The 23,903-nt window shown below is 71.0% G+C and carries 19 protein-coding genes; 13 read left to right on the forward strand and 6 right to left on the reverse strand.

The window, feature by feature from the left end; genetic code table 11:
- Window positions 1–21 precede the first annotated feature (21 nt).
- Window positions 22–825, forward strand: a complete 804-nt coding sequence (locus ACXKR8_RS26510) for a GIY-YIG nuclease family protein (RefSeq protein ID WP_458267081.1) — start codon at window positions 22–24, stop codon at window positions 823–825.
- 14 nt (window positions 826–839) lie between these two features.
- On the opposite strand, the gene ACXKR8_RS26515 is transcribed toward ACXKR8_RS26510, so the two are convergent.
- Window positions 840–1,271, reverse strand: a complete 432-nt coding sequence (locus ACXKR8_RS26515; protein ID WP_458267082.1) for a very short patch repair endonuclease — start codon at window positions 1,269–1,271, stop codon at window positions 840–842.
- Between the two features lie 305 nt (window positions 1,272–1,576).
- On the opposite strand from ACXKR8_RS26515, the gene ACXKR8_RS26520 reads away from it, so the two are divergent.
- From ACXKR8_RS26520 to ACXKR8_RS26545, 6 genes are all read left to right on the forward strand, one after another.
- A complete protein-coding gene (locus tag ACXKR8_RS26520; RefSeq protein WP_458267083.1) occupies window positions 1,577–2,794 on the forward strand; it encodes a DNA cytosine methyltransferase in 1,218 nt (405 codons plus the stop codon).
- Between the two features lie 465 nt (window positions 2,795–3,259).
- Window positions 3,260–3,622 carry a MarR family winged helix-turn-helix transcriptional regulator gene (locus ACXKR8_RS26525; protein ID WP_458267084.1) on the forward strand — a complete coding sequence of 121 codons (363 nt, stop codon included), beginning with the start codon at window positions 3,260–3,262 and terminating at the stop codon, window positions 3,620–3,622.
- Between the two features lie 77 nt (window positions 3,623–3,699).
- Window positions 3,700–5,103 (forward strand): MFS transporter, encoded by a 1,404-nt coding sequence (locus ACXKR8_RS26530; protein ID WP_458275087.1) that lies wholly within the window; start codon window positions 3,700–3,702, stop codon window positions 5,101–5,103.
- A gap of 119 nt (window positions 5,104–5,222) precedes the next feature.
- On the forward strand, window positions 5,223–5,516 hold the full coding sequence (locus ACXKR8_RS26535) for a DUF1330 domain-containing protein (RefSeq protein ID WP_458267085.1): 294 nt from the start codon (window positions 5,223–5,225) through the stop codon (window positions 5,514–5,516).
- A 146-nt stretch (window positions 5,517–5,662) separates the two neighbouring features.
- On the forward strand, window positions 5,663–7,204 hold the full coding sequence (locus ACXKR8_RS26540) for a M48 family metalloprotease (protein ID WP_458267086.1): 1,542 nt from the start codon (window positions 5,663–5,665) through the stop codon (window positions 7,202–7,204).
- A 25-nt stretch (window positions 7,205–7,229) separates the two neighbouring features.
- Window positions 7,230–8,417: a hypothetical protein gene (locus ACXKR8_RS26545; protein WP_458267087.1), complete on the forward strand. Its 1,188-nt coding sequence runs from the start codon at window positions 7,230–7,232 to the stop codon at window positions 8,415–8,417.
- A 21-nt stretch (window positions 8,418–8,438) separates the two neighbouring features.
- On the opposite strand, the gene valS is transcribed toward ACXKR8_RS26545, so the two are convergent.
- The 5 genes from valS to ACXKR8_RS26570 all read right to left on the reverse strand — a co-directional run bounded on the left by valS (window position 8,439) and on the right by ACXKR8_RS26570 (window position 16,049).
- Window positions 8,439–11,003 (reverse strand): valine--tRNA ligase, encoded by a 2,565-nt coding sequence (valS, locus tag ACXKR8_RS26550; protein ID WP_458267088.1) that lies wholly within the window; start codon window positions 11,001–11,003, stop codon window positions 8,439–8,441.
- Window positions 11,004–11,121: 118 nt separating this feature from the next.
- Window positions 11,122–12,366, reverse strand: a complete 1,245-nt coding sequence (locus tag ACXKR8_RS26555) for an RNA polymerase sigma factor (protein WP_462099861.1) — start codon at window positions 12,364–12,366, stop codon at window positions 11,122–11,124.
- Window positions 12,363–12,698 carry a YciI family protein gene (locus ACXKR8_RS26560; protein ID WP_458267090.1) on the reverse strand — a complete coding sequence of 112 codons (336 nt, stop codon included), beginning with the start codon at window positions 12,696–12,698 and terminating at the stop codon, window positions 12,363–12,365. The genes ACXKR8_RS26555 and ACXKR8_RS26560 overlap by 4 nt, the downstream gene beginning before the upstream one ends.
- 142 nt (window positions 12,699–12,840) lie before the next feature.
- Window positions 12,841–15,282 (reverse strand): FtsX-like permease family protein, encoded by a 2,442-nt coding sequence (locus ACXKR8_RS26565; RefSeq protein ID WP_462099862.1) that lies wholly within the window; start codon window positions 15,280–15,282, stop codon window positions 12,841–12,843.
- Window positions 15,276–16,049, reverse strand: a complete 774-nt coding sequence (locus ACXKR8_RS26570) for an ABC transporter ATP-binding protein (RefSeq protein ID WP_458267092.1) — start codon at window positions 16,047–16,049, stop codon at window positions 15,276–15,278. The genes ACXKR8_RS26565 and ACXKR8_RS26570 overlap by 7 nt, the downstream gene beginning before the upstream one ends.
- Window positions 16,050–16,331: 282 nt before the next feature.
- On the opposite strand from ACXKR8_RS26570, the gene ACXKR8_RS26575 reads away from it, so the two are divergent.
- From ACXKR8_RS26575 to ACXKR8_RS26600, 6 genes are all read left to right on the forward strand, one after another.
- Entirely contained in the window at window positions 16,332–19,355 is a 3,024-nt protein-coding gene (locus ACXKR8_RS26575) for an AfsR/SARP family transcriptional regulator (protein WP_458267093.1), read from the forward strand.
- Between the two features lie 164 nt (window positions 19,356–19,519).
- A complete protein-coding gene (locus ACXKR8_RS26580; RefSeq protein WP_458267094.1) occupies window positions 19,520–20,962 on the forward strand; it encodes a hypothetical protein in 1,443 nt (480 codons plus the stop codon).
- A 172-nt stretch (window positions 20,963–21,134) separates the two neighbouring features.
- Window positions 21,135–22,748: a phage tail sheath family protein gene (locus ACXKR8_RS26585; RefSeq protein ID WP_458267095.1), complete on the forward strand. Its 1,614-nt coding sequence runs from the start codon at window positions 21,135–21,137 to the stop codon at window positions 22,746–22,748.
- 66 nt (window positions 22,749–22,814) lie between these two features.
- Window positions 22,815–23,258, forward strand: a complete 444-nt coding sequence (locus ACXKR8_RS26590) for a phage tail protein (protein WP_458267096.1) — start codon at window positions 22,815–22,817, stop codon at window positions 23,256–23,258.
- Window positions 23,258–23,743: a hypothetical protein gene (locus ACXKR8_RS26595; protein WP_458267097.1), complete on the forward strand. Its 486-nt coding sequence runs from the start codon at window positions 23,258–23,260 to the stop codon at window positions 23,741–23,743. Before ACXKR8_RS26590 ends, ACXKR8_RS26595 begins: the two co-directional genes overlap by 1 nt.
- Window positions 23,740–23,898, forward strand: a complete 159-nt coding sequence (locus ACXKR8_RS26600; protein ID WP_458267098.1) for a DUF6760 family protein — start codon at window positions 23,740–23,742, stop codon at window positions 23,896–23,898. Before ACXKR8_RS26595 ends, ACXKR8_RS26600 begins: the two co-directional genes overlap by 4 nt.
- Window positions 23,899–23,903: the final 5 nt, after the last annotated feature.

Here is a 23,903-nt window from a genome sequence, read left to right on the forward strand (position 1 = left end):
GGACAAGGACTCCGCGCCATCATGACCAAACACTCGGCTCCCAAGCGCAGCTCTCTCCCAGCTCCTCAGGTTCAAGATTTCCGCAAGCTCCTCGACCAGGCTCTGGACGCCACAGACGAGCAGGGGCGGAAGTGGGCCGATGCACAGTGGGGCTGCTATGCCTTCTACGACTACGACGACGAGCCGATCTATGTGGGGCAGACGAATGAGCGGTTGCGCACCCGGGTCCGCCGCCATCTGACCAATCAGCGGACCGACGCAGTTGCGATGCGGATCCTCGACGTCTTCGAAGTGGCGAAGATCGAACTATGGCCGCTGTGGGAGTTCGAGAGAGTCGCGGGTGCCGGCAAGGAGACCAAGGAGGAGCTGGCGGCCAAGAAGAAGCAGCTCGACGCGGTCGAATACACCGCTTACCTGAAGGCGATCAAGAAGAGCAAGTTCGGAGCGATCCTCAACGAGAAAATCCCCCCGGTCTCCGAGGCGGTGACGCTCCCTGCGTCCGAGGAATTCAACCTGATCAGCAAGGACACCCGCCGCGAGCGCGGACACGCCGACATTCGAATAGCGCGCCGAGCCGAGACCATATCGAGGCTCGCCGCCGTAGCCCATGAGCGAGGCGAAGTCTCAGACGGTCTGCGTCGCGTGCTCGTCGTGCAGGCTGCGCGCCTTGCTTACCTCGCGGCATCGCGGCTCGCGTTCGTCGAGGGGCGCCCGGAGCCCGCTGCAGCGGCCATCGATGTCGAGGCTCTGGTCGGCACCCTGCTGAGGGAACACCGCGTTCAGCCGTCGCTCGAAGAGGACTCCGAAGAGCCGGAGACGGACTGACCAGGCAGACGGGGCTACCTGGACCGGCGCTCACGGACCACAGCAGCCACGGCCTGTGCAGCCTCCGCAGGGTCCTCATGCTCCCAGAACCTGAGGACAGCCCATCCTGCGGCGGCAAGTCGATCATTGGTGTCGCGATCGCGCGCACGGTTCCGGGCGACCTTCTGCTCCCAGTAATCGGAGTGGGTGGCCGCCTTGGTGTGATGCTGCGGGCAGCCGTGCCAAAAGCAGCCGTCGAGGAACACTGCGACGCACTGCTTGGGAAAGACCAGGTCAGCAGTACGCCGGAGTTGCGGCAACGGCCGGGCTGCCACTCGGTAACGGAACCCGAGGGCGTGCACAGCCCTGCGCAGGGCCAGCTCGGGGCGGGTATCTCGACTCCGGTTCGCCTGCATGCTGGCGCGGGCCCCCGGGGTGGACGCCCACGATTCGGCTCCCTCGTTCATGGCTCCATCATGGCCGCCTGAGCTGGCTCTCTGCCGGAGACTCGGGCATTGTCCGTGGCGTCATATACGTTGTGTGAGCGTCTGATCATCGAAGGTTACTTACTGCATGTGAGGACTCTCCGCCCGGCATGCGCCAATCCGAACACCGGGGCTGCCTCATGAAGTTCCAGCGCGACTTCGCCACGAGTCGTGCCTTGACCGACGCCAGGCGTAGCAGCCCGGTGGGCCCCCGTGGCCAGAGCAGACTCTCCGGACCATCCCCGATCACTCCAGTGATCTATGACCAGTGCCCTAGGATCGAACCCGTGACTCCTCCGCTGACCCGCACCTCCCTGCCAGCCCAGGCCTCCCAGGAGAATCTGCAGAACGAGCAGACCGGAGCCGAGCAGGTCTTCACCGTCGCGGAGTTCTTCGCCGGCATCGGACTCGCGCGCCTCGGCCTGGAACAGGCAAAGAACCTCAAGGTCGCCTGGGCGAACGATATCGCTGTGAAGAAACAAGAGATGTATCGCGAGCACTTCGGCGACGTTGATTCCGCGCACTATGAGTGCGAAGACATCAAAGTCATCGCCGACGACCCTGTGAAAGCCGGCGTTCCGCAGGACCTGGGCGTGGCCTGGGCTTCGTTTCCATGCACCGACCTCTCGCTGGCTGGTAAGCGGAAGGGACTGGAGGGCAAGCATTCGGGGACGTTCTGGGACTTCGCGGCGATCATCGACCGCCTCAAGAACCGCGGCCCCAAGGTCATCGCCCTGGAGAACGTCAACGGCCTCGCCACCAGCCATGACGGTGAGGACCTTCGAACCCTCATTAAGGAACTCAACAGGCTCCACTACTCGGTCGACGTGCTAACGCTGGATGCCCGCCGCTGGGTCCCCCAGTCGCGCCCCCGGTTGTTCTTGATCGGAAGCAAGGAACTGCCCGAGCTCGAGAAGCCCGAAGAGCGAAACGTCGAGCTGCGCCCGAAATGGCTTGATCGCATCTTCGAGGACCCGGACCTCAAGACCCACCGTGCGAGGCTCCCCGCGCTTCCGCCGCTGAAGAGGACAGGCTGGACTCGCCTCGTCAGTCAGATCCCGGAGTCTGAAGTCGAGCACCTGTGGTGGGACGAGACGCGGATGGCCCGATTCCGAGGTGAGCTCTCGGATGTGCAGCAAGCCCGCGTCGAAGGGCTCAAGGCCCTCGGTGGAGTGGTTTACCGCACGGCATACCGGCGTACTCGCGGAGGAATCCCCCAGTGGGAGATTCGGGCCGACGACATTGCCGGCTGCCTGCGCACCACCGGGGGCGGCTCCTCCAAGCAGGCTGTGGTTCGGATCGAGAAAGACAACCTCCAAGCACGTTGGATGACGCCCCGGGAGTATGCCTCTCTCATGGGGGCACCTGACTACAAGCTGCTCGACCACGAAAATCAGGCCCGCATGGGTTTTGGCGATGCTGTCTGCGTCGATGCTGTCGCTTGGCTTGCTGTGAACTACATTCAGCCGCTCCTCGCCAAGATGGACGACCAAGGCGCTGCATGACCGCTGCTGGGACGATTCCTGTGTGCGGGGACCAGGCGGGGACCATGGCGGTCGGATCGCCGCGCGATCGGTGACGTATGTGCAGGTCAGGGTCGGTACGGCGTCGGATTTGACAACAGTCTTGAAAACTGTCGTGCGGTAACCCCGTGCCGAGGGTTCGAATCCCTCGCTCTCCGCTTGGAACGGCCCTGACCAGTCACAACGGTCAGGGCCGGCTGCTTTCGGTGTCACGCCGATGATCCGCTACTGACTGCGAATGACCGGTGTTGACCACCTCATCTGGCACGAATCTGGCACGCTCCGAGCATGCCCCGCCCAAGGGCTCGAGATATGTATAAAGAGTTTATATAAATCTGTTATGCTTCTAGCGCGAGTCGCCGAGATGCCGCGCATGTTGCTTCCGATGCCATCGGGTCCGCTCTCTACGGTCTGGCCACCAGGGCGGTGAGACGTCTTCCCCGCGACATGAGCCTGACGTCCGCGGCCACCTTGGCGACCCTGGACAAGACCGGTCCGCGACGGATCACCGATCTGGCGGTGGCCGAGGGCGTCACCCAGCCCGCGATCACTGTCCTGGTTCGGGTGATGGAGGAAGCCGGGCTGGTCGAGCGGAGGGGCGATCCGGCCGACAAGCGGGTCACGCTGGTGTGCCTGACCGAGGCCGGCGCGTCGTACGTCCGGACGCGACGCCAGGCGGGCGTCGACGCGTACGCGCGGTTGATCGACGAACTCACCGGTGACGAGGTCCAGGCCTTGGCAGCAGCCCTTCCGGCGCTGCTGCATCTGGCGGAGCTCGAAAGCCACGCCCGAGAGGAGTCGGACCGGTGACCGCGGCCCAGGCCCATGACCAGCCCACGAGCACGGCCCTGATACGTTCCGAGGCACCTCTGCTGGTCCCCGCCCTGATGTTCATCGCCCTGGTCGTGGCGGCGGTCGCCAGCCTGGGGACCCCGCTCATCACCAGCGTGGCGACCACGTTCCACGTCTCCCTCGACAGCGCGCAGTGGACCCTGACCATCGCCCTGCTCAGCGGCGCCGTCGCCACACCCGTCCTCGGCAGGCTCGGAGCCGGTCCGCACCGGCGGACCACGATTCTCGCCACGCTGGCGGTCGTCGTCGCCGGCAGCGCGCTCACCGTGCTGCCGCTGCCGTTCGCCTGGCTGCTCGTGGGCAGAGCGGCCCAAGGCGTCGGACTCGCTCTCACGGCGCTGATGATGGGCGTGGCCCGCGACCATCTTCCCGAGGAGCGCAGCGCGGCCACGATCGCCCTGATCTCAGTGGTCTCCATCATCGGAGCCGGCGTCGGCTACCCGCTGGCCGCGCTGCTCGCCGAGTTCGGCGGACTGCGGGCCGCCTACGGCCTCGGCCTGCTCGTCACCGCCCTCGCCTTCGTGACCGCGTGGCGCTCCATGCCCGCAGCTCCCGAAGGCCGCTCCGCTCACGTGAACGTGGCCAGTGCGCTCGTCCTGGCGGGTGGACTGGGCCTCGTCCTGTTCCTGGCCGGGGAGAGCAGCCTGTGGAGCCGACACCTCGCCGTGGCGGTGACCCTTGCCGTCGCCGCCGTACTCCTGCTCTGCGTCTGGACCGTTTCCGAACTGCGAACCAAGACGCCCCTGGTCGACGTCCGGGCGGTACGGCACCCGGCGGTCGCCGGGGCGAACATCGCCATGTTCGTCGGCGGGATCGGCATGTACCTCCTGCTCACGCTGATCACCCGCTACGCGCAGACGCCGCACAGCGCCGGCTACGGCTTCGGACTGACCACCTTCGTGGCGGGGCTGGTCCTCATCCCGTTCTCCGTGCTGGGGTTCGTCGCCGGCAAGCTCACGCCGCGGGTCCGGACGCGGATCGAGGGCCCCCTGCTCCTGGCCGGCAGCGCCGCCATCGTCGGCGGCGGGTTCGTCCTGTTCGCCACCGCCCGGTCCGACCTGGCCGAACTGCTCGCGGCCATGGGCGTGCTGGGCTTCGGCGTCGGCAGCTTCTCGGCCGCCATGCCCGGCGTCATCCTGGCCGTCACCCCCACGAGCGAGACCTCGAGCGCCATGAGCTTCAACTACGTCGTCCGCAGCGTCGGTTACTCCCTGGGCAGCGCCATCGGCGGTCTGGTCCTGGCCGCCGGCACCGCCACGGGCCGCCTCTTCCCGAACGACGGCGCCTACACGACCGCGGCGCTGGTCGGCGTCGCCGCGATGGCGATCACGACGATGGCCGGCCTCGCCCTCGCCCGCCGACGCTCACCCGAGACCGCACCGATCACAGCCCCAGCCGGTGTGCCGGGCCCGGGCCGCTCGAGTCGAACCGGAAACTGAGAATCGAAGCCGTCCGACTTCGAAGCCGTCTCCGTCTCCGTCTGCTCGCTGAGCCACAGCGCGCCGGCCGTGGATCCGAGCATGCTTCTGAGCATCCATTCCGAACACAGGAGGTTACCGTGGCCAAGGGCTACTGGGTCAGCGTCTACCGCAGCATCGCGGACCCCGAGAAGCTGGCTGCCTACGACAAGCTGGCCGGTCCAGCCGTCAGGGCCGGGGGCGGGCGGGTGCTCAGCCGCGGCAGCCGGGTCGCCGTACACGACGCCGGAATCGCCGAGCGCACCATCCTGATCGAGTTCGACAGCTTCGAACAAGCGGTCGCCGCACGCGCGAGTGCGGCCTACCAGGAGGCGCTGGCCGTACTTGCCGACGGCGTCGAGCGCGACTTCCGCATCATCGAAGGCCTCGACTGACGCTGAACGTGCCAGGTCCGCCGGGGATCGTGCTCAAAGCTGCGCATCGACCGCTGCTCGTGAACTCCCTACCCCCCCCGGAGCAGGGCGTTTGTGGTGGGCGGTACTCTCCGCGGGACACCAGGGCGGGCGGGGGCGGGGGAACAGTGGCAGCAGGCAATTCGAGTGGGCCCAGGACTTCGGGCCGGGCGGTGCGGGCGGCCGGACTGCTGGTCGGGTTCTACGCGATGGGTTTCGGGCTGCTCGCGCTGTTGCTGGCGATCGACTACCTGGTCCTCAGCAGCGACGACCCCAGCCCCCGGCTCGTGCTGTACGCCCTCGGCTTCAGCGCGCTGGCGGGCCTGCCGATCCTCCGCGGCATCTTCTTCACCCGCGGCAACCGGATGCGCAAGCCCCCCGGCGTACGGGTCACCAGGCCTGAGCAGCCGGTGCTGTGGCAGCGGGTCGAGGTGCTCGCGCGGGCCATGGGGACCCGGCCGCCCAAGGAGATCTGGATGACCGCCGACGTCAACGCGGCCGTGCACGAGGAGTCCTGGTTGTTGGGGCTGATACCCGGCAAGCGCCGCATGCTGCTCGGCGCGCCCCTGCTGATCGGGCTCACCCCCGCCCAGTTCGACGCCGTCGTCGGGCACGAACTCGGCCACTACTCCAACCAGGACACCCGGCTCGCCGGGCTGGTCCAGCGCGGCCGGGACTCGATGATGAACACGCTGCGCGCGTTCCGCCGCGGCAACAACGTGAGCGCGGCGATGTTCGCCCTCTACAAGGCCTACGCCGAGCGCTACCTGCGCACCACCCAGGCCATCAGCCGGGACCAGGAGCGGGCCGCCGACCTGGCGGCTGTGCGGATCGCCGGGCGCGACAACGCCGCCTCCGCGCTCCGGCAGATCCCGGCTCTGGACGCCGGGTTCGACTTCTACCTGGGCCACTACGCCGCCTCCGCGAGCGAGCTCGGACTGCTGCCGCACACGGACGAGTTCATCGGCGGCTTCCGGCACCTGCTCGCCGACCCGGAGCGGATCGAGGAACTCGACGCGATCCGGCGCGACCTGCCGAAGCGGGCGACCACCCCCTACGACTCGCACCCGCCGATGGACGAGCGGGTCGCCGCGATCGAGGCGCTGCCGGAGGACGGCCGGGGCCGGGACAGCGGCAGCGCGATGGAGTTCCTGCACTTCCCCGCGCCGCTGTTCGCGGCAGTCGCCCGTTCGGTCTGGAAGCCGGAGAACAACAGCAAGCAGCAGGTGGACTGGGCGACCCTGCTGCACACCGCCGGCCGGGCCCGGGCCCTGGAGCAGGCGGGGCCACTGCTTTCGGCAGCCGCCGTGGTCAGCGGCGGCAACCCCACGCTGATGCAGGTACTGGAGGTGGTGGACCGGGGCGGGCTGGCGGCGCTCTGCGACCGACTGCCGGAACCCAGGATCGCCAAGGGCACCACCGGCCGACTGCGGGACGAGCACCTGCGTACCGACTTCGGCAGGCGGCTGCGGTCGTTGGTGCAGGTCACCGTCGCCGATGCCGGGCGCGGCGGCTGGCCGCTGTCCTGGAGCCACACCCACCGCTTCGAGTTCCGCACCGAACTGCTGCCGGAGGGATTCGCCGACCGCTTGCAGCCGGCCGTCGAGGCGGTCGTGGCAAGTCGCCCGTCGACCAGTCAACTACGCGGGCTAATAAGCCAGTTGTCCTAGCAGGAGAATGAGGGAGAGCACAGTCATGCCACGATTCCTGGACCGGATCACCGGTCAGGGGCGCCCGCCGAAGGCCGCTACCGCCACCGCCGCCAGGGCAGCCGCTGGTCCGACCAAGGGCGCGAGCAGCAACCGGACCATCCAGCCGGCCGAGTACGGGCTGCCGCTGCGGGCGGAGCTGCGCACCGACCGGTCGGTGGACGACCCGGCCCTGGACGCCGCGGTCCTCGCCGCGAAGGGAGGGAACTGGCAGCCGGTCGGCGCACTGATGTGGGAGACCGGGCGGGACTGGGAACGCCGCTACCTCTACACCTCGATCTTCGCCGGTCTCGCGGCGGAGGACGAACGCTGGTTGCAGGCATGGCGGCAGGCCCACCCGCAGGACCCGGCGGCGGCAGCCATCGAGGCGTCGTCACTGGTCCAACTGGCCTGGAAGATCCGCAGCAGCGATGTGTCGAGCAAGGTCGGCCGGGAGCAGTGGGACGGCTTCTTCCGCGTGCTGCGCCAGGTCCCGGAGCTCTGTCGGGAGGCGGCCGCCCTCAGCCCGGACGACCCCACGCCGTGGGTCGTGCTGCTGGGAGCGGCCAAGGGCCTGCAGTGGAAGAACGACGAGTTCCGGGCGGTCTGGGCCGAGGTGCTCGCGCGCGACCCGCACCATGTCCTGGCCCACATCTCCGCGCAGAGCTATTGGCTGCCGCGCTGGTTCGGCTCGACCGACCTGGTCCTGGAGTTCACCGAGCAGGCCATCGCCGCTGCTCCGGACGGCTCGCTGCTGAGCCTGCTGCGGCTGGACCTGCTGAACCGTGAACTCCGGCCCACGGACACCGAGCCGCGTCCCGCGTTCTGGCGCGGCGAACAGGTCCAGTGGGCGATCGACGAGGCGCTGATCGACCTGGCGGCGGCCGATCCGGCCAACATCCGGATCAATGTGATGCGCAGTTGGCTCGCGATCTTCCTGGTCCGGAGCGAGCGCTGGGCCGAGGCAGTGGAGCAGTTCCGGGCCATCGGCAGGATGGTCGCCTTCGAGCCCTGGACCTATTCCGAGGACGGCACCTCGCTGTTCACCCAGCAGCGCGCGATTGCCGTCCTCGGCTGGGAGGACGCAGGGCGTCCGGCCGTACCGCCGCTCTCCCCGCACCGTGCGGCCCCGGCCGGCTCGTACTTCGATCTGAGCACGCCCAATCCGGACGCGGACCCGGTCACCGGAAAGTAGTTCACTGCTTGAGCTGGGTGGCTAGAGTTCCGCGGTCACGGTGAGGTCCCCGTCCTGGCTCCGGTAGACGAGTTCGGTGATGTGGCCGGCGGCCCGGATGTCCTGGCTGATCATCCGGATCCGGTCCAGGACGGCATCGGGGGCCCCGATCACCACGCGGGCGATCTCCGCACGCTGGGACACCTTCGCGGTCGACTTCGCCTTGCGGACTGCGGCGATGCTGACGGACGCCGCGTCCACCAGCCGCCGCTGCTCCTCGGACGCGGCCTGGCCGGCCGCCTCGGCGGTCGGCCACGGAGCCCGGTGCACGGACTCCTGGTGGGTCCAGGACCAGGTCTCCTCCGTGGTGTAGGGAAGCACCGGCGCGAACAGCAGCGTGAACAGCTCCAGGGCACGCCGCAGCGTCAGCCGCGCCGAGTCGCTGCCCTGCTGGTCGGCCTGGCCGTACGCCCGCTCCTTGACCAGTTCCACGTAGTCGTCGCAGAAGAACCAGAAGAACCGCTCCACCTGGTCCAGCGCGGTGGCGTAGTCGAACGCCTCCAGTGAGTCGGTCGCCTGCCGCACCACGGTGGCCAAGGTGGCGAGCAGGGCCTGGTCCAGCGGTTCGGTGACCTCGGCCGCGGGGGTCGGGGCCGGCACGCTGAGCACGAACTTGCTCGCATTGAGCAGTTTCATGGCCAGCCTGCGACCGATTTTCATCTGCTGCGGGTCGAAAGCCGTGTCGGTCCCCGGCCGGCCCTTGGCGGCCCAGTAGCGCACGGCGTCCGCGCCGTACTCGTCCAGGAGGTGCCCGGGGGTCACCACGTTCCCCTGCGATTTCGACATCTTCTTGCGGTCCGGGTCGAGGATCCAACCGGACAGTGCCGCATGGCGCCAGGGCAGCACCCCGTGCTCCAGCTGGGAGCGCACCACCGTGGTGAACAGCCAGGTCCGGATGATGTCGTGGGCCTGCGGGCGCAGGTCCATCGGATAGGTCTGGGCGAACAGTTCGGGGTCCTCCAGCCAGCCGCAGGCGAGCTGGGGGGTCAGCGACGAGGTCGCCCAGGTGTCCATCACGTCGTTCTCCCCGACGAAGCCGCCCGGCACGCCCCGCTGCTCCTCGGTGTAGCCCGCGGGGCAGCTGCTCGACGGGTCGACCGGCAGCTCGGCCCGGTCCGGGAGGAGCAGCGAGGTGAAGTCGGGCTGCCCGGCCGCGTCGAGCACGTACCAGACCGGGATGGGCACGCCGAAGAATCGCTGCCGGCTGATCAGCCAGTCGGTGTTCAGCCCGCGCACCCAGTCGTCGAAGCGGGCCTTCATGTGCCCGGGGTGCCAATGTAGTTCCTGGCCGCGCGCGAGCAGTTCCGCGCTGTGCTCCACGGTCCTGACGAACCACTGGCGGCTGCTGACGATCTCGAGCGGCCGATCGCCCTTCTCGTAGAACTTGACCGGCCGCGTGGTCGGCCGGGGCTCACCCAGCAGGCGGCCGGCCTCGCGCAGGGCCTCCACGATCGTCTCCCGCGCGCTGTGGACGGTTTTGCCGACGAGGGTGTCGTAGACCTGCTGGGCCCGATCCGGGTCCGCGCAGGGGAGTGCGTGGAACTCCACCGGCAGCAGACGGCCGTTCCGGCCGATGACGGGCCGGGGCGGGAGTTGGAACTCGCGCCACCAGAGGATGTCGTTCACATCGCCGAAGGTGCAGACCATCGCGATGCCGCTGCCCTTGTCGGGGCTTGCCGCCGGGTGGGCCAGCACCGGCACCCGGACGCCGAACAGGGGCGACACGGCCTCCTTGCCGAACAGCGGCTGATAGCGCGGGTCGTCGGGGTGCGCGACCAGCGCGACGCATGCCGCCAGCAGTTCGGGCCGAGTCGTCTCGATGGGGACGTCCTCCTCGCCGACCCGGAAGACCAGGCGGTGGTAGGCCCCGGTGACCTCCTGGTCGACGACCTCGGCATTGGCGACGGCGGTCTGAAAGCTGACGTCCCACATGGTGGGGGCTTCCGACTGGTAGGCCTGGCCCCGCTCGACCAGGCGCAGGAACGCGTCCTGGGAGGCCCGTTGGGCGGCCTTCCCGATCGTGGTGTACGTCGTGGACCAGTCCACGGACAGGCCCAGGCGACGCCACAGCTGTTCGAAGACCTGCTCGTCGCGCTGCGTCAACTCCTCGCACAGCTCCACGAAGTTGCGGCGGGAGATGCTGACCGCCGGCGCCTTCCGGTCCTTGCCGGTGCGCTCGGAGACCGGCGTCGGCGCCTGGAATCCGGGGTCGTACGGCAGGGACGGGTCGCACCTGACGCCGTAGTAGTTCTGCACCCGGCGTTCGGTGGGCAGGCCGTTGTCGTCCCAGCCCATGGGGTAGAAGACCTGCTTGCCGCGCATGCGCTGGTAGCGGGCGATGACATCGGTGTGGGTGTAGCTGAACACGTGGCCGACGTGGAGCGAGCCGCTGACCGTGGGCGGCGGGGTGTCGATGGAGAAGACCTCGTCGCGGGTCCCGGGTCGCTGGAATCGGTAGACGCCGTCCACGTCCCAGAAGGCGGACCACTTCGCCTCCAGCCCTTCCAGGGAGGGCTTCTCGGGGAGGGGGGATCCGTAGTGCGCCACCGACACACCCTTCGATTCGCATCGACACAGCCGGCCGGGTTCGGCCACGAGCCCCGATGCCGTCTTGAGGGCAGTCAGTGTACAGACCCATGCGATCGCTCCGTCCTCCGATGCCGCGTCAACTCGAAGGGCGCTGCCCCAACTGGTCGCGGCGGCGGGTGAGGTGGGTGATCTCGGCGGGGTTGGCCGCCAGGGCGATGGCCTGGTCGTAGGCCGCGCGTGACTGCTGACTCCGGCCCAGTCTGCGCAGCAGCTCGGCGCGGGTCGCGTGGTAGGGGTGATAGTCGAGCAGCTTGTCCTCAAGGCGATCGACGGCCCCCAGCGCCACCTCCGGGCCGTCGAGTTCGGCGATCGCGATGGCCCGGTTGAGGGCGACGATCGGCGACGGGTCCAGCCGGACCAGCTGGTCGTAGAGGGCGACGATCTGGGACCAGTCGGTGTCCCGGATGTCGCGGGCGGAGGTGTGCACGGCATTGATCGCGGCGAGGATCTGGTAGCGGCCAGGAGCCGCGCCGGCGGCCAGGCGCTCGCGTACCAGCCGGTGGCCCTCGGCGATCAGCGCGGCGTCCCAGGACCCGCGGTCCTGCTGGTCGAGGGCGATCATCTCGCCGCTGGCCGAGACCCGGGCGGTACGGCGGGCCTCGATCAGCAGCATCAGCGCCAGCAGCCCGGCGACCTCGCCGTCGGCCGGGAGCAGGGCGCGGATCAGCCGGGTGAGCCGGATCGCCTCGGCGGTCAGGTCCTGGCGGACCGGGTCGGTGTCGGGGCCGGTGGCCAGGTAGCCCTCGTTGAAGACCAGGTAGAGCACGGCCAGGACGCCGGACACGCGTACCGGGAGATCCTCCGCGGCCGGCACCCGGTAGGGGATCCGAGCCGCCTTGATCTTGGCCTTGGCCCGGGTGATCCGCCGGCCCATGGCGGTCTCCTGCACCAGGAAGGCACGGGCGATCTCGGCCACGGTCAGGCCGCCGACCATGCGCAGCGTCAGCGCCACCTGGGTCTCCGGCGCCAGCGCCGGGTGGCAGCAGGTGAAGACCAGCCGGAGCCGCTCGTCGTCGATGGCGCCGACCGGCTCGGGCGGGTCGTCGTCGGACAGCAACTGAGCCTCCTGCTGCTTGTCGTCGCGCCGGTTCTCGCGCCGGATCCGGTCGATGGCCTTGCGCTGGGCGGTGGTGGTCAGCCACGCGCCGGGGTTGGGCGGCACACCGTCGGCGGGCCACCGCTCGACGGCGGTCGCGAACGCCTCGGCCGCCGCCTCCTCGGCGATGTCGAGATCGCCGAACCGCCTGCTGGTCAGGGCGGCGACCACGCGGGCCCACTCCTGCTGGTGGGCCCGGGTGATCGCCTCCTGGACGTCGGTCACGCCGGGTTCTCCAGGAACGGTCGCACCTCGGTCTTGCGGTTGCAGGCCTTCGACCCCTCGGCGGCCAGCTTGAGCGCCACGTCGAGGTCGGCCGCCTCGATGATCCAGAAGCCGATGAAGAACTCCTTCGACTCCACGAAGGGCCCGTCGGTGAACAGTGCCTCCGCACCGCGGTTGTCGATCACGGTGGCGGTGTCGGGCCCGCCCAGGCCGCCGGCGAAGACCCAGTGGCCCTCGGCCTGGAGCCGGTCGTTGAACACGTCGATCGCCGCCATCTCGTCCGCGGTGGCGAGCTCGGTCGAGTCGGTGATCACAGAAACCAGGTACTGCATCGCGCGTCATCTCCTGTGCTCCGGGACGCCCCTGCCGGGCGACCTCTCACCCGTACAACGAACAGCCCCGCCCCGATCCGACACCGCCGCCCGGATTTCTTTCCAGGGTTTTCCGGGCGGCGGGGTCAAAAACGCTCGCGGGCTACTCGCGGGCCGCCGCGGCCTGGATGGAGCTGCCCCGGGTGGTCCGCCAGGCGGAGAGCACGCCGGCGGTGACGGCGACCGCGGTGCAGAGGGCCACCGCCTGCCACAGCTCGGCCCAGGGGATCAGTGTGGGCACCCGGCTGATCAGGTGGCGCAGCGACAGCCGCTGGGTGACCACCACCGCCGCGCCGGCGATCGCGGCCAGCAGGGTGCCGATCAGCACCGCGAGCAGTGACTCGGCCCCCACCACCCGGAGGATCTGGGCCCGGGTGGCCCCGGCCAGGTTCAGTGCGGCGAACTCCCGCCGGCGTCCGGCCGCGGCCATGATCAGGGTGTTGGCCACCGAGATCAGCGAGTAGCCCACGGTGATGCCGAGGATCACCACGGCGGCGGTCTGGGTCTCCTTCTTCTGCTCGGCCGTCATCGCGTTGAAGTAGGCGTCGGCCGGGACGACCTGCACCGACTGCTGCGCGAGCCCGGAGGCGACCGCGGCGGCGTCCGCCGTGGTGGCGCCGGGCGCCAGCTCCACCCAGGCCATCGAGGGCAGGGCACCGGTCACCGGGGTGCTGGACAGATAGGTGTCGTCGCCGGCCAGGCCGGTCTGGATGATCGCGCCGATCACCAGGTGGGTGACGGTGCTGTCGGGCAGCCAGACGGTGAGCTTCTGGCCGAGGGTCAGGTCGTCGCCCTTGGCGGTGCGGGAGTCGACCACGATGAAGTCGTCGCCGAGGCCGGTCAGCCTGCCCTCGAGCACCTGCGGGGTCAGCGCGGTGCCCATGGCGGAGGGGGCGACCGCCTTGCCGTTCAGCGAGTCCAGCACATGTCCCTTGGCGTCGCCGATGTAGATGTGGGCGCTGGTCACCGTGGTCGCGGTGGCGCCGGGCAGGCTGCTCAGGGCGGTGGTCGCGCTGCGGTCCAGGGTGGCGCCGACCTCGGGCAGCACCACCAGGTCCGCGTGCGAGGTCTGCCGGGCCTGCTGGACCCTGGTGTGGTCGCCGGAGGTCTGCATGCAGACCATGGCGGCCACCAGGCCCACCGCGATCACCACCGGGGTGACCATGGCGGCGGTGCGCCGGCGGGCGTTGAGGGTGTTCTGCCGGACGATCAGCGAACCGGCCCCGAACCGGGACAGCGGCCAGCCGGCGATCCGGGCGACCGGGCGCAGCAGCACCGGGGCGAGCAGGGCCAGACCGCCGACGTACAGCAGCGGCACCATGCCGTACTTGCGCGGGTTCACCGCGTACACCGGGCTGTCGCCGGCGATGCTCAGGCCGGTGGCCACGGCCGCCGCCAGCAGCCCGAGGCCGAGGATCCAGCGGACCGGGGTCATCGCCTTGCCGCTGGCCGCGGACTCGCGCAGGGCGCTGACCGGACGGGTCCTGGACGCGCGCAGCGCCACCGCGGCGGCGCCGAGCACGGCCGAGCCGACGCCGAGCAGGCAGGCCACGAACAGCGCGATCGGGTTGATCCCGATGTGGAACCAGGCCGGGGCCACCCCGTTGTCGATCATCCAGCTGTTCAGCCAGGCCGCACCGACGCAGCCCAGCACACAGCCGACCAGGGCGGCGGCCACCCCGATCAGCCCGGCCTCGGCCCGCACCATCTGCCGTACCTGCCGGGGGGACGCGCCGACCAGCCGGAGCAGGGCCAGCTCGCGGCTGCGCTGCTCGACCACGAAGGCGAAGGTGGCGATGACGATGAAGACGGCGACCGACACCGCGATCCCGGCCGTGGTGGCCGCCATCGACTGGGCGTTGATCAGCGCGTCGGAGCCGCCGGACGGGTCCGGGTCGGCCTGCTGCCGGTCGTCGCCGCCGAGCACCAGCGGTCCGGCGCCGACCGCGCCGCGCACCGCGCCGGTACCGGCCGCCACGGCCAGGGCGTTGACCGGCGGGGACAGCCGGGCGGCCTCGGTGTCGGCGAAGAAGACGGCGCTCTCGAACCACTTCTGCCCGACCACGCCGACCACGGTGTAGTGGTTCACCCCGAGCGGGGTCAGCAGCTGCACGGTGCGGCCGGCCCTGAGGCCGCTGTCGGAGCCGACCACGATCTCGTCGGCGGCCGGGGCCCGGCCCGAGGTCAGCCGGTAGGGGGTCAGCGCGGCTGAGCTCCAGCCGTGGCCGACCGCGTCCGCGGGCCCGTTCGGCCAGGCGGTGTCGAAGGTGCGGTCGCTGACGGTGGCGCCGGCCGCGTCCGCCTTGGCCACCAGGGCGGCGGGCAGGGCGGCGGGCAGTTCCATCGGGTCGCCGCGCGGGTCGGCCGGCACCACCACGGTCTGCGCCGCGGCGAAGCGCTGGGGGCCCTGGTGCGGGGTGCCGATGGTCGCGGCGAGGGCCAGCGACATCATCGAGATCAGCGCGGTGCCCAGGGCGAGGGCGATGAACGCGCCGACGAAGCTCACCCAGCGGGTGCGCACGGTGGCGAGGGCGATGCTCAGCACGGCGCACTTCCCACCGTGGCGGCCGCGGGCGCCTCGTCGTTGTCGTCGTCGTCCGGCTCCAGGTGGGCCATCCGGGCGGCGACGGTCTCGGCGGTGGGGGCGTCGATCCGGTCGACCACCCGGCCGTCGGCCAGGAACACCGCCCGCTGGGCGTAGGAGGCGGCGACCGGGTCGTGCGTCACCATGATGATGGTGGTCTGGACGTCCTCGGCGACGATACGGCGCAGCAACGCCAGCACGTCCCTGGAGGTGCGGGTGTCCAGGGCGCCGGTGGGCTCGTCGGCGAAGAGCACCTCGGGCTTGGTGACCAGCGCCCGGGCGATCGCGACCCGCTGCTGCTGGCCGCCGGAGAGCTCGCTGGGCAGGTGCCCGGCCCGGTCCAGCAGGTTCATCCCGGACAGCACCCGGTCCACCTCGGCCCTCTGCGGCCGCACCCCGGCCAGTTTCAGTGGCAGCTCCACGTTCTGACGTGCCGTCAAGGACGGCAGCAGATTGAAGGACTGGAAGATGAAGCCGATCCGCTCCCGGCGCAGCTTGGTCAGCGCGGTCTCCGACATCCGGGCCGGGTCGACCCCGGCCAGGGTCACCTCGCCGCTGTCGACCCGGTCCAGTCCGGCCGCGCACTGCAGCAGGGTGGACTTGCCGGACCCGGACGGGCCCATGATCGCGGTGAAGCTGCCCGGGCGGAACTCAAGTGACACACCGTCCAGGGCCACCACCCGACTGTCGCCGCTGCCGTAGGCCTTGCCGACGGCACTCAGGCGCACGACCGCCGACGTGGGCCGAGCCTGGGCGTCGCCGCGCCCGCCCCGCTGTCTGTGAAACACGATTCCGCCTCGTGGCTGTCTCTCCGATGGGAGCGGCGAGGGTCTCGCCGACAGCACGGAGACTATGGGCTGCCTGTATTGCGCCGATATCACGGCGATATCGGCGGCCACCGCGGAGGAGCCCCGGCAACCCCTTCGGTGACAGCCCCACTCGCGTACCATCTGCCCCGGGGCGGGGACTGTTCAGGGGAGCGGGTCGATACTGTGGTGTGGTCGTTCGGCGTGCTGGGAACCCTGTCGGTCACCGCGGCCGGCCGCAGGCTCTCGATCGCCGGTTCCAGACAGCGCACCATTCTGGCACTGCTGCTGCTCTCGCCCGACCGCAGCGTCTCCATCGACACCCTGACCGACGCCGTCTGGCAGAGCAGCCCGCCGGCCACCGCCCGTACCCAGGTGGCCATCTGCGTCGCCGCCCTGCGGAAGACCTTCAAGGCCGAGGGCTGCGCGGGCGAGGTGATCAGCACCGCCCACCCGGGCTACCGCTTCAACAGCGACGGCCATGAACTCGACCTGCTGCAGTACCGGCGGCTGACCGCGCGGGCCGCCGTCGACGCCCGCGAGGGCCGCACCGGGCCGGCCGCCGAGCAGCTGCGCACCGCGCTCGGGCTGTGGCGCGGCCCGGTCCTGGCCGGGGTGCTGGGCCGCCAGGTCGAGGACGAGGCCAGGCGTCTGGAGGAGCAGCGGCTGGTCACCTTCGACGAGTTCGCGATGCTGCAGCTCAAGCTGGGGAACCACCGGGAACTGATGCCGGAGCTCTCCGCGCTGCTGCGCGAGCACCCGCTGCGGGAGCGCTCGCTGCAGTCGCTGATCCTGGCCCAGTACCGCTCCGGGCACCGGGCCGAGGCGATGGCCACTTTCCGCGAGGCGCGCCGAAGATTCATCGACGACCTGGGCATGGAGCCCGGCCGCGAGCTGATCGAACTCCATGAGGCGCTGCTGCGCGACGATCCGCTGCTGGCCGCCCCGCTGCTGGCCGCCCCGCGGCCGGCCGCCCCGGAGTCGGCCGCCGGCGCCGGATCCCCGGCCGAGCCGCCGGAGGTCCGGGTCACCCCCTCCGACCTGCCGCCCAACATCCCGGCCTTCACCGGACGAATACCTCAGCTCAAGGCCCTGGAACCGCTGCTGCACCCGCGGACCGACGACCAGCCGCCCGCCGTGGGCCTGGTCACCGGGGTCGGCGGGGTCGGCAAGACCGCCCTGGCGGTGCACTGGGCCCACAGCGATCCGCAGCGCTTCCCCGACGGCCGCCTCTTCGTCGACATGCGCGGCCACGACCCCGACCACGAGCCGACCGCCGCCGCCGACGTGCTCAGCCGCTTCCTCCGCAGCCTCGGCGTCCCCGGGGAGCAGATCCCGAACGGGCTGGCCGAGCGGGTCTCGCTCTACCGCAGCCTGCTCACCGGCCGCAGGGTGCTGATCGTGCTCGACAATGTGCGCAGCTACGCCCAGATCGGCCCGCTGCTGCCGGCCAGCGGCGGCTGCGCGGTCCTGGTGACCAGCAGGGAGCCGCTGGAGCAGCTGGCGATCCGGCACGGCGCGGTGCGCACCCAGCTCGGCGCGCTGAGCCCGGCGGAGGCGGACCAGCTGCTGGCCAGGGTGATCACCGGCGACCGGCCGACCGCCGAACCGGAGCAACTGCGCAAGCTCGGCGACCTCTGCGACCGGCTGCCGCTGGCCCTGCGGATCGCCGGCGCCCGGCTGGCCTCCAAGCCGTACTGGACCATCAAGCAACTGGTCGGCAGGCTGGCCGACGAGCGCCGCCGACTGGACGAGCTCAGCCTGGGCGAGTCGCAGATCCGGGCGAGCTTCGCGCTGAGCTTCCGCTACCTGCCCGAGGACGCGGCCACCCTCTACCGGCTGCTCAGCACCCTGGACGTGCCGGACACCGCGACCTGGGTGTCCGCGGCGCTGATGGACTGCGACGGCTTCGAGGCCGAGCGGCTGCTGGACGTGCTGGCCGACGCGCAGCTGCTGGAGGTGGTCGGCGCGGACGCCACCGGCCAGCTGCGCTACCGCTTCCAGAACCTGCTCCGGCTCTACGCCTGCGAGCTGGCCCGGCAGGACGAGCAGGGGCCGCTGCAGGCCGAGGCCAGGGAGCGGGCGATGGCGAGCTGGCTGACCATCGCCGAGGAGGCCCACCGCCGGGAGTACGGCGGCGACTACTCCGTCCTGCACGGGCGGACCCGGCGACGGGCGCTGGCACCGGAGTTGCTGGAGGACCTGCTGGCCTCGCCGCTGGACTGGTACGAGGCCGAGCGGCTCGCCCTGGCCGGGGTGGCCCGGCAGGCCTCGGCCCTGGCGTTCTCGGCCCTGGCGTCCTCCGCCCCGGAGCCGGGGCTGTCCGGTCTGGCGGAGCTGGCCTGGGACCTGGTCGCGTCCACCCTGGTGCTCTACGAGACCCGCAACTACCCGGACTCCTGGCAGCGCGGCTGCGAACTGGCGCTGGCCGCCTGCCGGGCGGTCGGCAACGTCCGCGGCGAGGCCGCGATGGGCGTGGCACTGGGCGGGCTCAGGCTGCACCAGGACCGGATGCAGGAGGCGGAGGAGTTCCTGGCCCCCGCGCTGCAGTTGTTCGAGAAGCTGGGCGACCGGCACGGCTCCGCCCTGGTGCTGGCCCGGCTGGCCGCGGTGGACCAGCACCGGGGCGACCTGGAGCAGGCCGGGAGCCGGCTGCGGACCGCCCGGGAGGCGCTGCACCAGGTCGGCGACCGGTCCGAGGAGGTGCACGCGCTGAGCAAACTGGCCCAGATCGAACTGGACGCCGGCCGGCTCGGCGAGGGCCTGCGGCTCAGCGAGCAGGCGGTGGCGCTGGCCCGCGGGATCGGCGTCAACCGGGGGGCGGCGCAGGCCGGCTACCGGCTCGGCCGGGCCTACCTGGAGGCCGGCCGCCCGGCCGACGCCGAGACGGTGCTGCTCGGCGTGGTCGACATCGTCGGGGCCAAGCACGACCAGGTCGGCATGTGCTACGCCCTGCTGGGACTGGCCGAGGCCCGGCTCGCGCTGGACCGGGCGGCGCAGGCCGAGGCGGACCTGCGGCAGGCGCTGGAGATCCTGGAGCAGGTGGACCAGCCGATGGCCCGCGGCCGGATCCTGCTGGTGCTCGCCGAGGTCCGGCTGGCGCTGGGCGACCGCGAGGAGGCGCGTGCCTGCTACGCCGCCGCCCGGTCGGACTTCGCCCGCTCGGGTTCGCTGATCTGGGAGCGCCGCGCGGACGAGGGCAGCGACCGGCTGGACATCCCTTCCTGACAGGCGGCCCGCTGCCGGTGAGCGAAGCCTTGACCCCGGGGGTTGCCCCAACGGGCAGCCGCGGGTGCCCCGGCGTCCCCTCGGCAACGGGGCGGTCGCGGTGTAGGGATGGGGAGGGAGGGCGAATTCGGAGGCCGGTTCGCCGGGAGCTCAGGGAGCGGCCAGTGCACGCACACGAGGAACCGGGCAAGCAGCCGAAGCGGGCCGCGCCGGCGCGGAGCCCGGGAGCGACGCCCAGTTCGGCCGCCTCCTCGGTGCTGGCCCTGCAGCGTCTGGCGGGCAACGCCGCGGTGTCCCGCGCCGTGACGGTGCAGCGCAGCGGCCGGGAGTCGGGACCCGCCCGCGGCACCTACGGCTACCGGTCCCGCGAGGCGGAGTTGCTGGAGGAGGAGTACGGGGCCCCGATCTCCGGCCGTACCCACCAGCACGAGCACAGCGTCCTGTTCAACGTCGGCGCCCGGGGCAGCGGCCTGCGCCGGGCCGCGACCGGCGCCGCGGGCCAGCCGATCCGCCGGTTGGAGGCCGAGATGCCCTCCTATCCCGAGACGCTCAGGGCGCACCGCCGGCACGAGGGCACTGGCAACCGGCTCCATCACCGGGGCGCCACCGGAATGACCGGGAGCGAGTACCGGGACGCCCAGCACCGGGCCATCTCCGACCGGGACCGGGACAATCCCTTCACCGCGCTGGTGCACAACCAGGTGGGCTACGCGGGCATGCCCGAGTTCCACGCCCAGACCGGCACCGTGGCGGGCCGCCAGTCGGACGCTGGCTATGAGGCGATGGTGGAGAGCGGGCACCGGGTTCCGCACTTCACCGGTCCCGGCCAGACCCGGCGGACCCGGCCGCTGATCGCCTCGGAACAGGCCGAGGCCGTCTCGATGCGGCAGCAGATGCGCACCGGGCAGTACCCGGACGCCCGGGAGCAGGACCGGCTGATGCGGCGGTTCGGCGCTCGCAACCCGCAACTGCGGTCCCGGGGACCGTCCGAGGGCCTCACCATGTCCGACTACTCGGATCTCGACGCCGACAGTGACCGCAGCCGCAGCCCCGAGGAGGCCGCATCCTCCTACCGCTCCCGCAGTCGAGCCCGCAGCCGCCCCCGTGACCGCGCCAGCAGCACGGTCCGGGCCCACCGCAACCGCACCCCGGCCCCGAGCACGCGCCGGGCCGACGACTACGGCAGCACCGCCGGCGAGCCGGAGCGGGGCCGCACGCCCAGTCGCAGCCGCAGCCGCAGCCGCCACCGCAGTCGCAGTCGGGGCCAGGCGGTCCGGGGTCCCGCCGTCGCGTTGGCGAGCCTGCGCCAGTCCGGTGCGTCGAGCACATACGGCTACGACGATGACGCGCGCAGCGCGGCAGTTCGCGCTCCCAGCCGGAGCCGCAGCCGCCACCGCAGTCGCAGTCGCAGTCGCAGTCGGGGCCAGGCCGTCCGGGGTCCGGCCCTCGCGCTGGCGAGCCTGAACCGGGCCCGGAGCCGCACTCCCCACGTCAACTACGCGGCACCGGAGGCCGAGGACTACTCCGCCAGCCAGCCCAGCAGCCAGTCCTACCGCCGCTCCCGCAGCCGCCGCCGCACCTTCGACGACTCGGACCGCGACTACTGACCTGACGGCTGACCGCGACGGCTGACCGCCCGGCCCGGCCCGGGCTGCCCTTCGGGGCTGACCGGTCGGGCAGCGGCACTGCCCCCGGTCGGGCACCGGGGGACGTTTCGGTGCGGCCAGGGGACTGGAAATGTTGACTCAGTCTTGTCTCGTATCCCGAGGAGCGCAGAGTATGCCGTCGTACCTGTCACCAGGCGTATACGTCGAGGAGGTGGCCAGCGGTGCGCGTCCGATCGAGGGAGTGGGCACCTCGGTGGCCGCCTTTGTCGGCCTCGCCCCGACCGGACCGCTCAACGAGCCGACCCTGGTCACCAACTGGTCGCAGTACGTGGCGTCCTTCGGTGACTTCACCGACGGGTACTACCTGGCGCACTCGGTCTACGGCTTCTTCAACAACGGCGGCTCCTCCGCGTATGTGGTCCGCGTGGGCGGGGTGACCGGCGGGGTGTCCGGCGCCGGCGCCCAGGACCCGGCCGCGGTGACGGCCGGCCGCGGCGCCCGGGCGGCCGCGCTGCCCGCCGGCGAGGCGAAGCAGCTCGGCACGTTCACGGTGTCGGCGATCGCGCCCGGCGCGGGCAGCGGGATCAGCGTCGAGGTCACCGACGCCGAGGGCGAGGGCCCGGCCGACCGCTTCCGACTGGTCGTCAGGGACGGCGAGAAGGCGGCCGAGACCTTCGACGTCAGCGCCAAGAAGGGCCAGCGGTCCTATGTCGTCACGCAGGTCAAGGAACGCTCCAAGCTGATCACCGTCACCGAGGCGGCGCCGGCCGCGCAGCTCGCCCGGCCGGAGAACCAGTCGGTCGCGCTCGCCGCGCCAGCCGCCTCCTCCTCCCCGGCCGCCGCGTCCCCGGTGCGCGTGGACGAGGGCGCCGACGAGGTCGGCATCCGCGAGTACGTGGGCGACTCCGCGGACCGCACCGGCTTCGGCGGCCTGGAAGCCGTCGACGAGGTGTCGATGGTCGCCGTGCCGGACCTGATGGCGGCCTACCAGCGCGGCGCCATCGACCTGGAGGCGGTGAAGGCGGTTCAGCTCGCCCTGATCGCGCACTGCGAGCTGATGGGCGACCGTCTCGCCGTCATCGACCCCCCGCCCGGCCTCAACGCCCGGCAGATCATGGTCTGGCGCCAGGAGACGGCCGGCTACGACTCCAAGTACGCGGCGCTGTACTACCCCTGGATCAAGGTCTTCGACCCCTCCAGCGGCCAGACCCGGATGGTGCCGCCGAGCGGCCACATGGCCGGGGTCTGGGCCCGCAACGACTTCGAGCGCGGCGTGCACAAGGCCCCGGCCAACGAGGTCGTCCGCGGCGTGGTGGACCTGGAGATGCAGGTCACCCGGGGTGAGCACGACCTGCTCAACCCGCTGGGCATCAACTGCATCCGGGCCTTCCCCGGCCGGGGCATCCGGATCTGGGGCGCCCGTACCCTCTCCTCCGACCCGGCCTGGCGCTACCTCAACGTCCGCCGGTACTTCAACTACCTCGAAGAGTCCATCCTGACCGGCACCCAGTGGGTGGTCTTCGAGCCCAACGACCAGGCGCTGTGGGCCCGGATCAGGCGAAACATCTCCGCGTTCCTGGTGACCGAGTGGCGCAGCGGCGCGCTGTTCGGCGCCACGCCGGACGACGCCTACTACGTGAAGTGCGACAGCGAGACCAACCCGGCGGAGTCCGTGGACCTCGGCCGGGTGATCTGCGAGATCGGTGTCTCCCCGGTCAAGCCGGCCGAGTTCGTGGTCTTCCGACTGGCCCAGTTCTCCAGCGGCGGTGGCGAGTTGGACGAGTAGCAGTCTCCGAGCCGTCTCTCAGCAGTCCGTCAGCAGTCGTCAGTTCGAGCAGAAGGACCAGGTCAAATGGCGCTTCAGCCAGGTGAGTCGCTCACCGCAGCCAACTTCGGTATCCAGATCGACGGTGTCGGTCTGGAGTACCTCCAGTCGATCAGCGGCTACAAGTCGACCCAGGACGTCATCGAGTTGAAGCAGAACTCGGCGAGCGGCCAGCCGATCATCAAGAAGATGCCCGGCGGACGCCAGGCCGGCGAGGTCACCGTCGTCTACGGCGTGACCCAGAGCTCCGCCTTCAGCGACTGGCACAAGCTCTCCCAGAACGGCAACATGGGCGCGGCCCGCAAGAACGCCACCGTCATCTTCTACGACACCCAGATGAACCCGGTGAAGCGGTACCACCTGACGAACGCCTGGTGCAGCAATGTCGTACCGGGCGATGTGACGGCCGGCGCGCCGAACGCGCTCACCGAGACCGCGACCATCGTCTACGAAGACCTGGTACCCGAGTAATGCGTCGGGGATCGTCCGCCGGGGAGGTCCCGGCAGGACCGGCGACGGCGACGGCCCCGGTGGCACCGGCGACCGGGGCGCCCCCGGCGGCCGAACCGGCGCCGGTGCGGCAGCAGTTGCGCACCGAGTTCGCCTTCGAGCTGCCGCGCGGGTACGTGGACGCCGTCGGCGCCGTGCACCGCGACGGGATCATGCGACTGGCCACCGCCAGGGACGAGTTGATCCCGCTGCAGGACCGGCGGGTGCGGGACAACCCGGCGTATCTGTCGGTGGTCCTGCTCGGCCTGGTGATCACCCGGCTGGGCACGGTGGAGCATGTGCACGACGGCGTGGTGGAGCAGATGTTCGCCTCCGACCTCGCCTTTCTGCAGGACTTCTACCGCCAGATCAACGCCGAGGGCAACACCCGGGCCGGAGTCACCTGCCCGCACTGCGAGCAGCCGTTCGAGGTCGAGCTCGGCGGGAGCCGCCTGGGGGAATCGTGACGTACGCGACCGACCGCATCCATGAGGAGGTCGCGTACATCGCCTACCACTTCCACTGGAGCCTGGACGACATCCTGGACCTCGAACACCATGACCGCCGCCGGTACGCCGAGCAGATCGCCGCGCTCGTGACCCGGGCCACGGCCGAGCGATGAGGGGG

The sequence above is a fragment of the Streptacidiphilus sp. PAMC 29251 genome (assembly GCF_054208735.2).

Excerpts from the sequence above, each read along its gene's own strand:
- ACXKR8_RS26510 (WP_458267081.1), top strand. The coding sequence starts at position 22 with ATGACCAAACACTCGGCTCCCAAGCGCAGCTCTCTCCCAGCTCCTCAG.
- ACXKR8_RS26515 (WP_458267082.1), bottom strand. The coding sequence starts at position 1,271 with ATGAACGAGGGAGCCGAATCGTGGGCGTCCACCCCGGGGGCCCGCGCC.
- ACXKR8_RS26525 (WP_458267084.1), top strand. The coding sequence starts at position 3,260 with ATGAGCCTGACGTCCGCGGCCACCTTGGCGACCCTGGACAAGACCGGT.
- ACXKR8_RS26530 (WP_458275087.1), top strand. The coding sequence starts at position 3,700 with ATGTTCATCGCCCTGGTCGTGGCGGCGGTCGCCAGCCTGGGGACCCCG.
- ACXKR8_RS26545 (WP_458267087.1), top strand. The coding sequence starts at position 7,230 with ATGCCACGATTCCTGGACCGGATCACCGGTCAGGGGCGCCCGCCGAAG.
- ACXKR8_RS26560 (WP_458267090.1), bottom strand. The coding sequence starts at position 12,698 with ATGCAGTACCTGGTTTCTGTGATCACCGACTCGACCGAGCTCGCCACC.
- ACXKR8_RS26585 (WP_458267095.1), top strand. The coding sequence starts at position 21,135 with ATGCCGTCGTACCTGTCACCAGGCGTATACGTCGAGGAGGTGGCCAGC.
- ACXKR8_RS26590 (WP_458267096.1), top strand. The coding sequence starts at position 22,815 with ATGGCGCTTCAGCCAGGTGAGTCGCTCACCGCAGCCAACTTCGGTATC.
- ACXKR8_RS26595 (WP_458267097.1), top strand. The coding sequence starts at position 23,258 with ATGCGTCGGGGATCGTCCGCCGGGGAGGTCCCGGCAGGACCGGCGACG.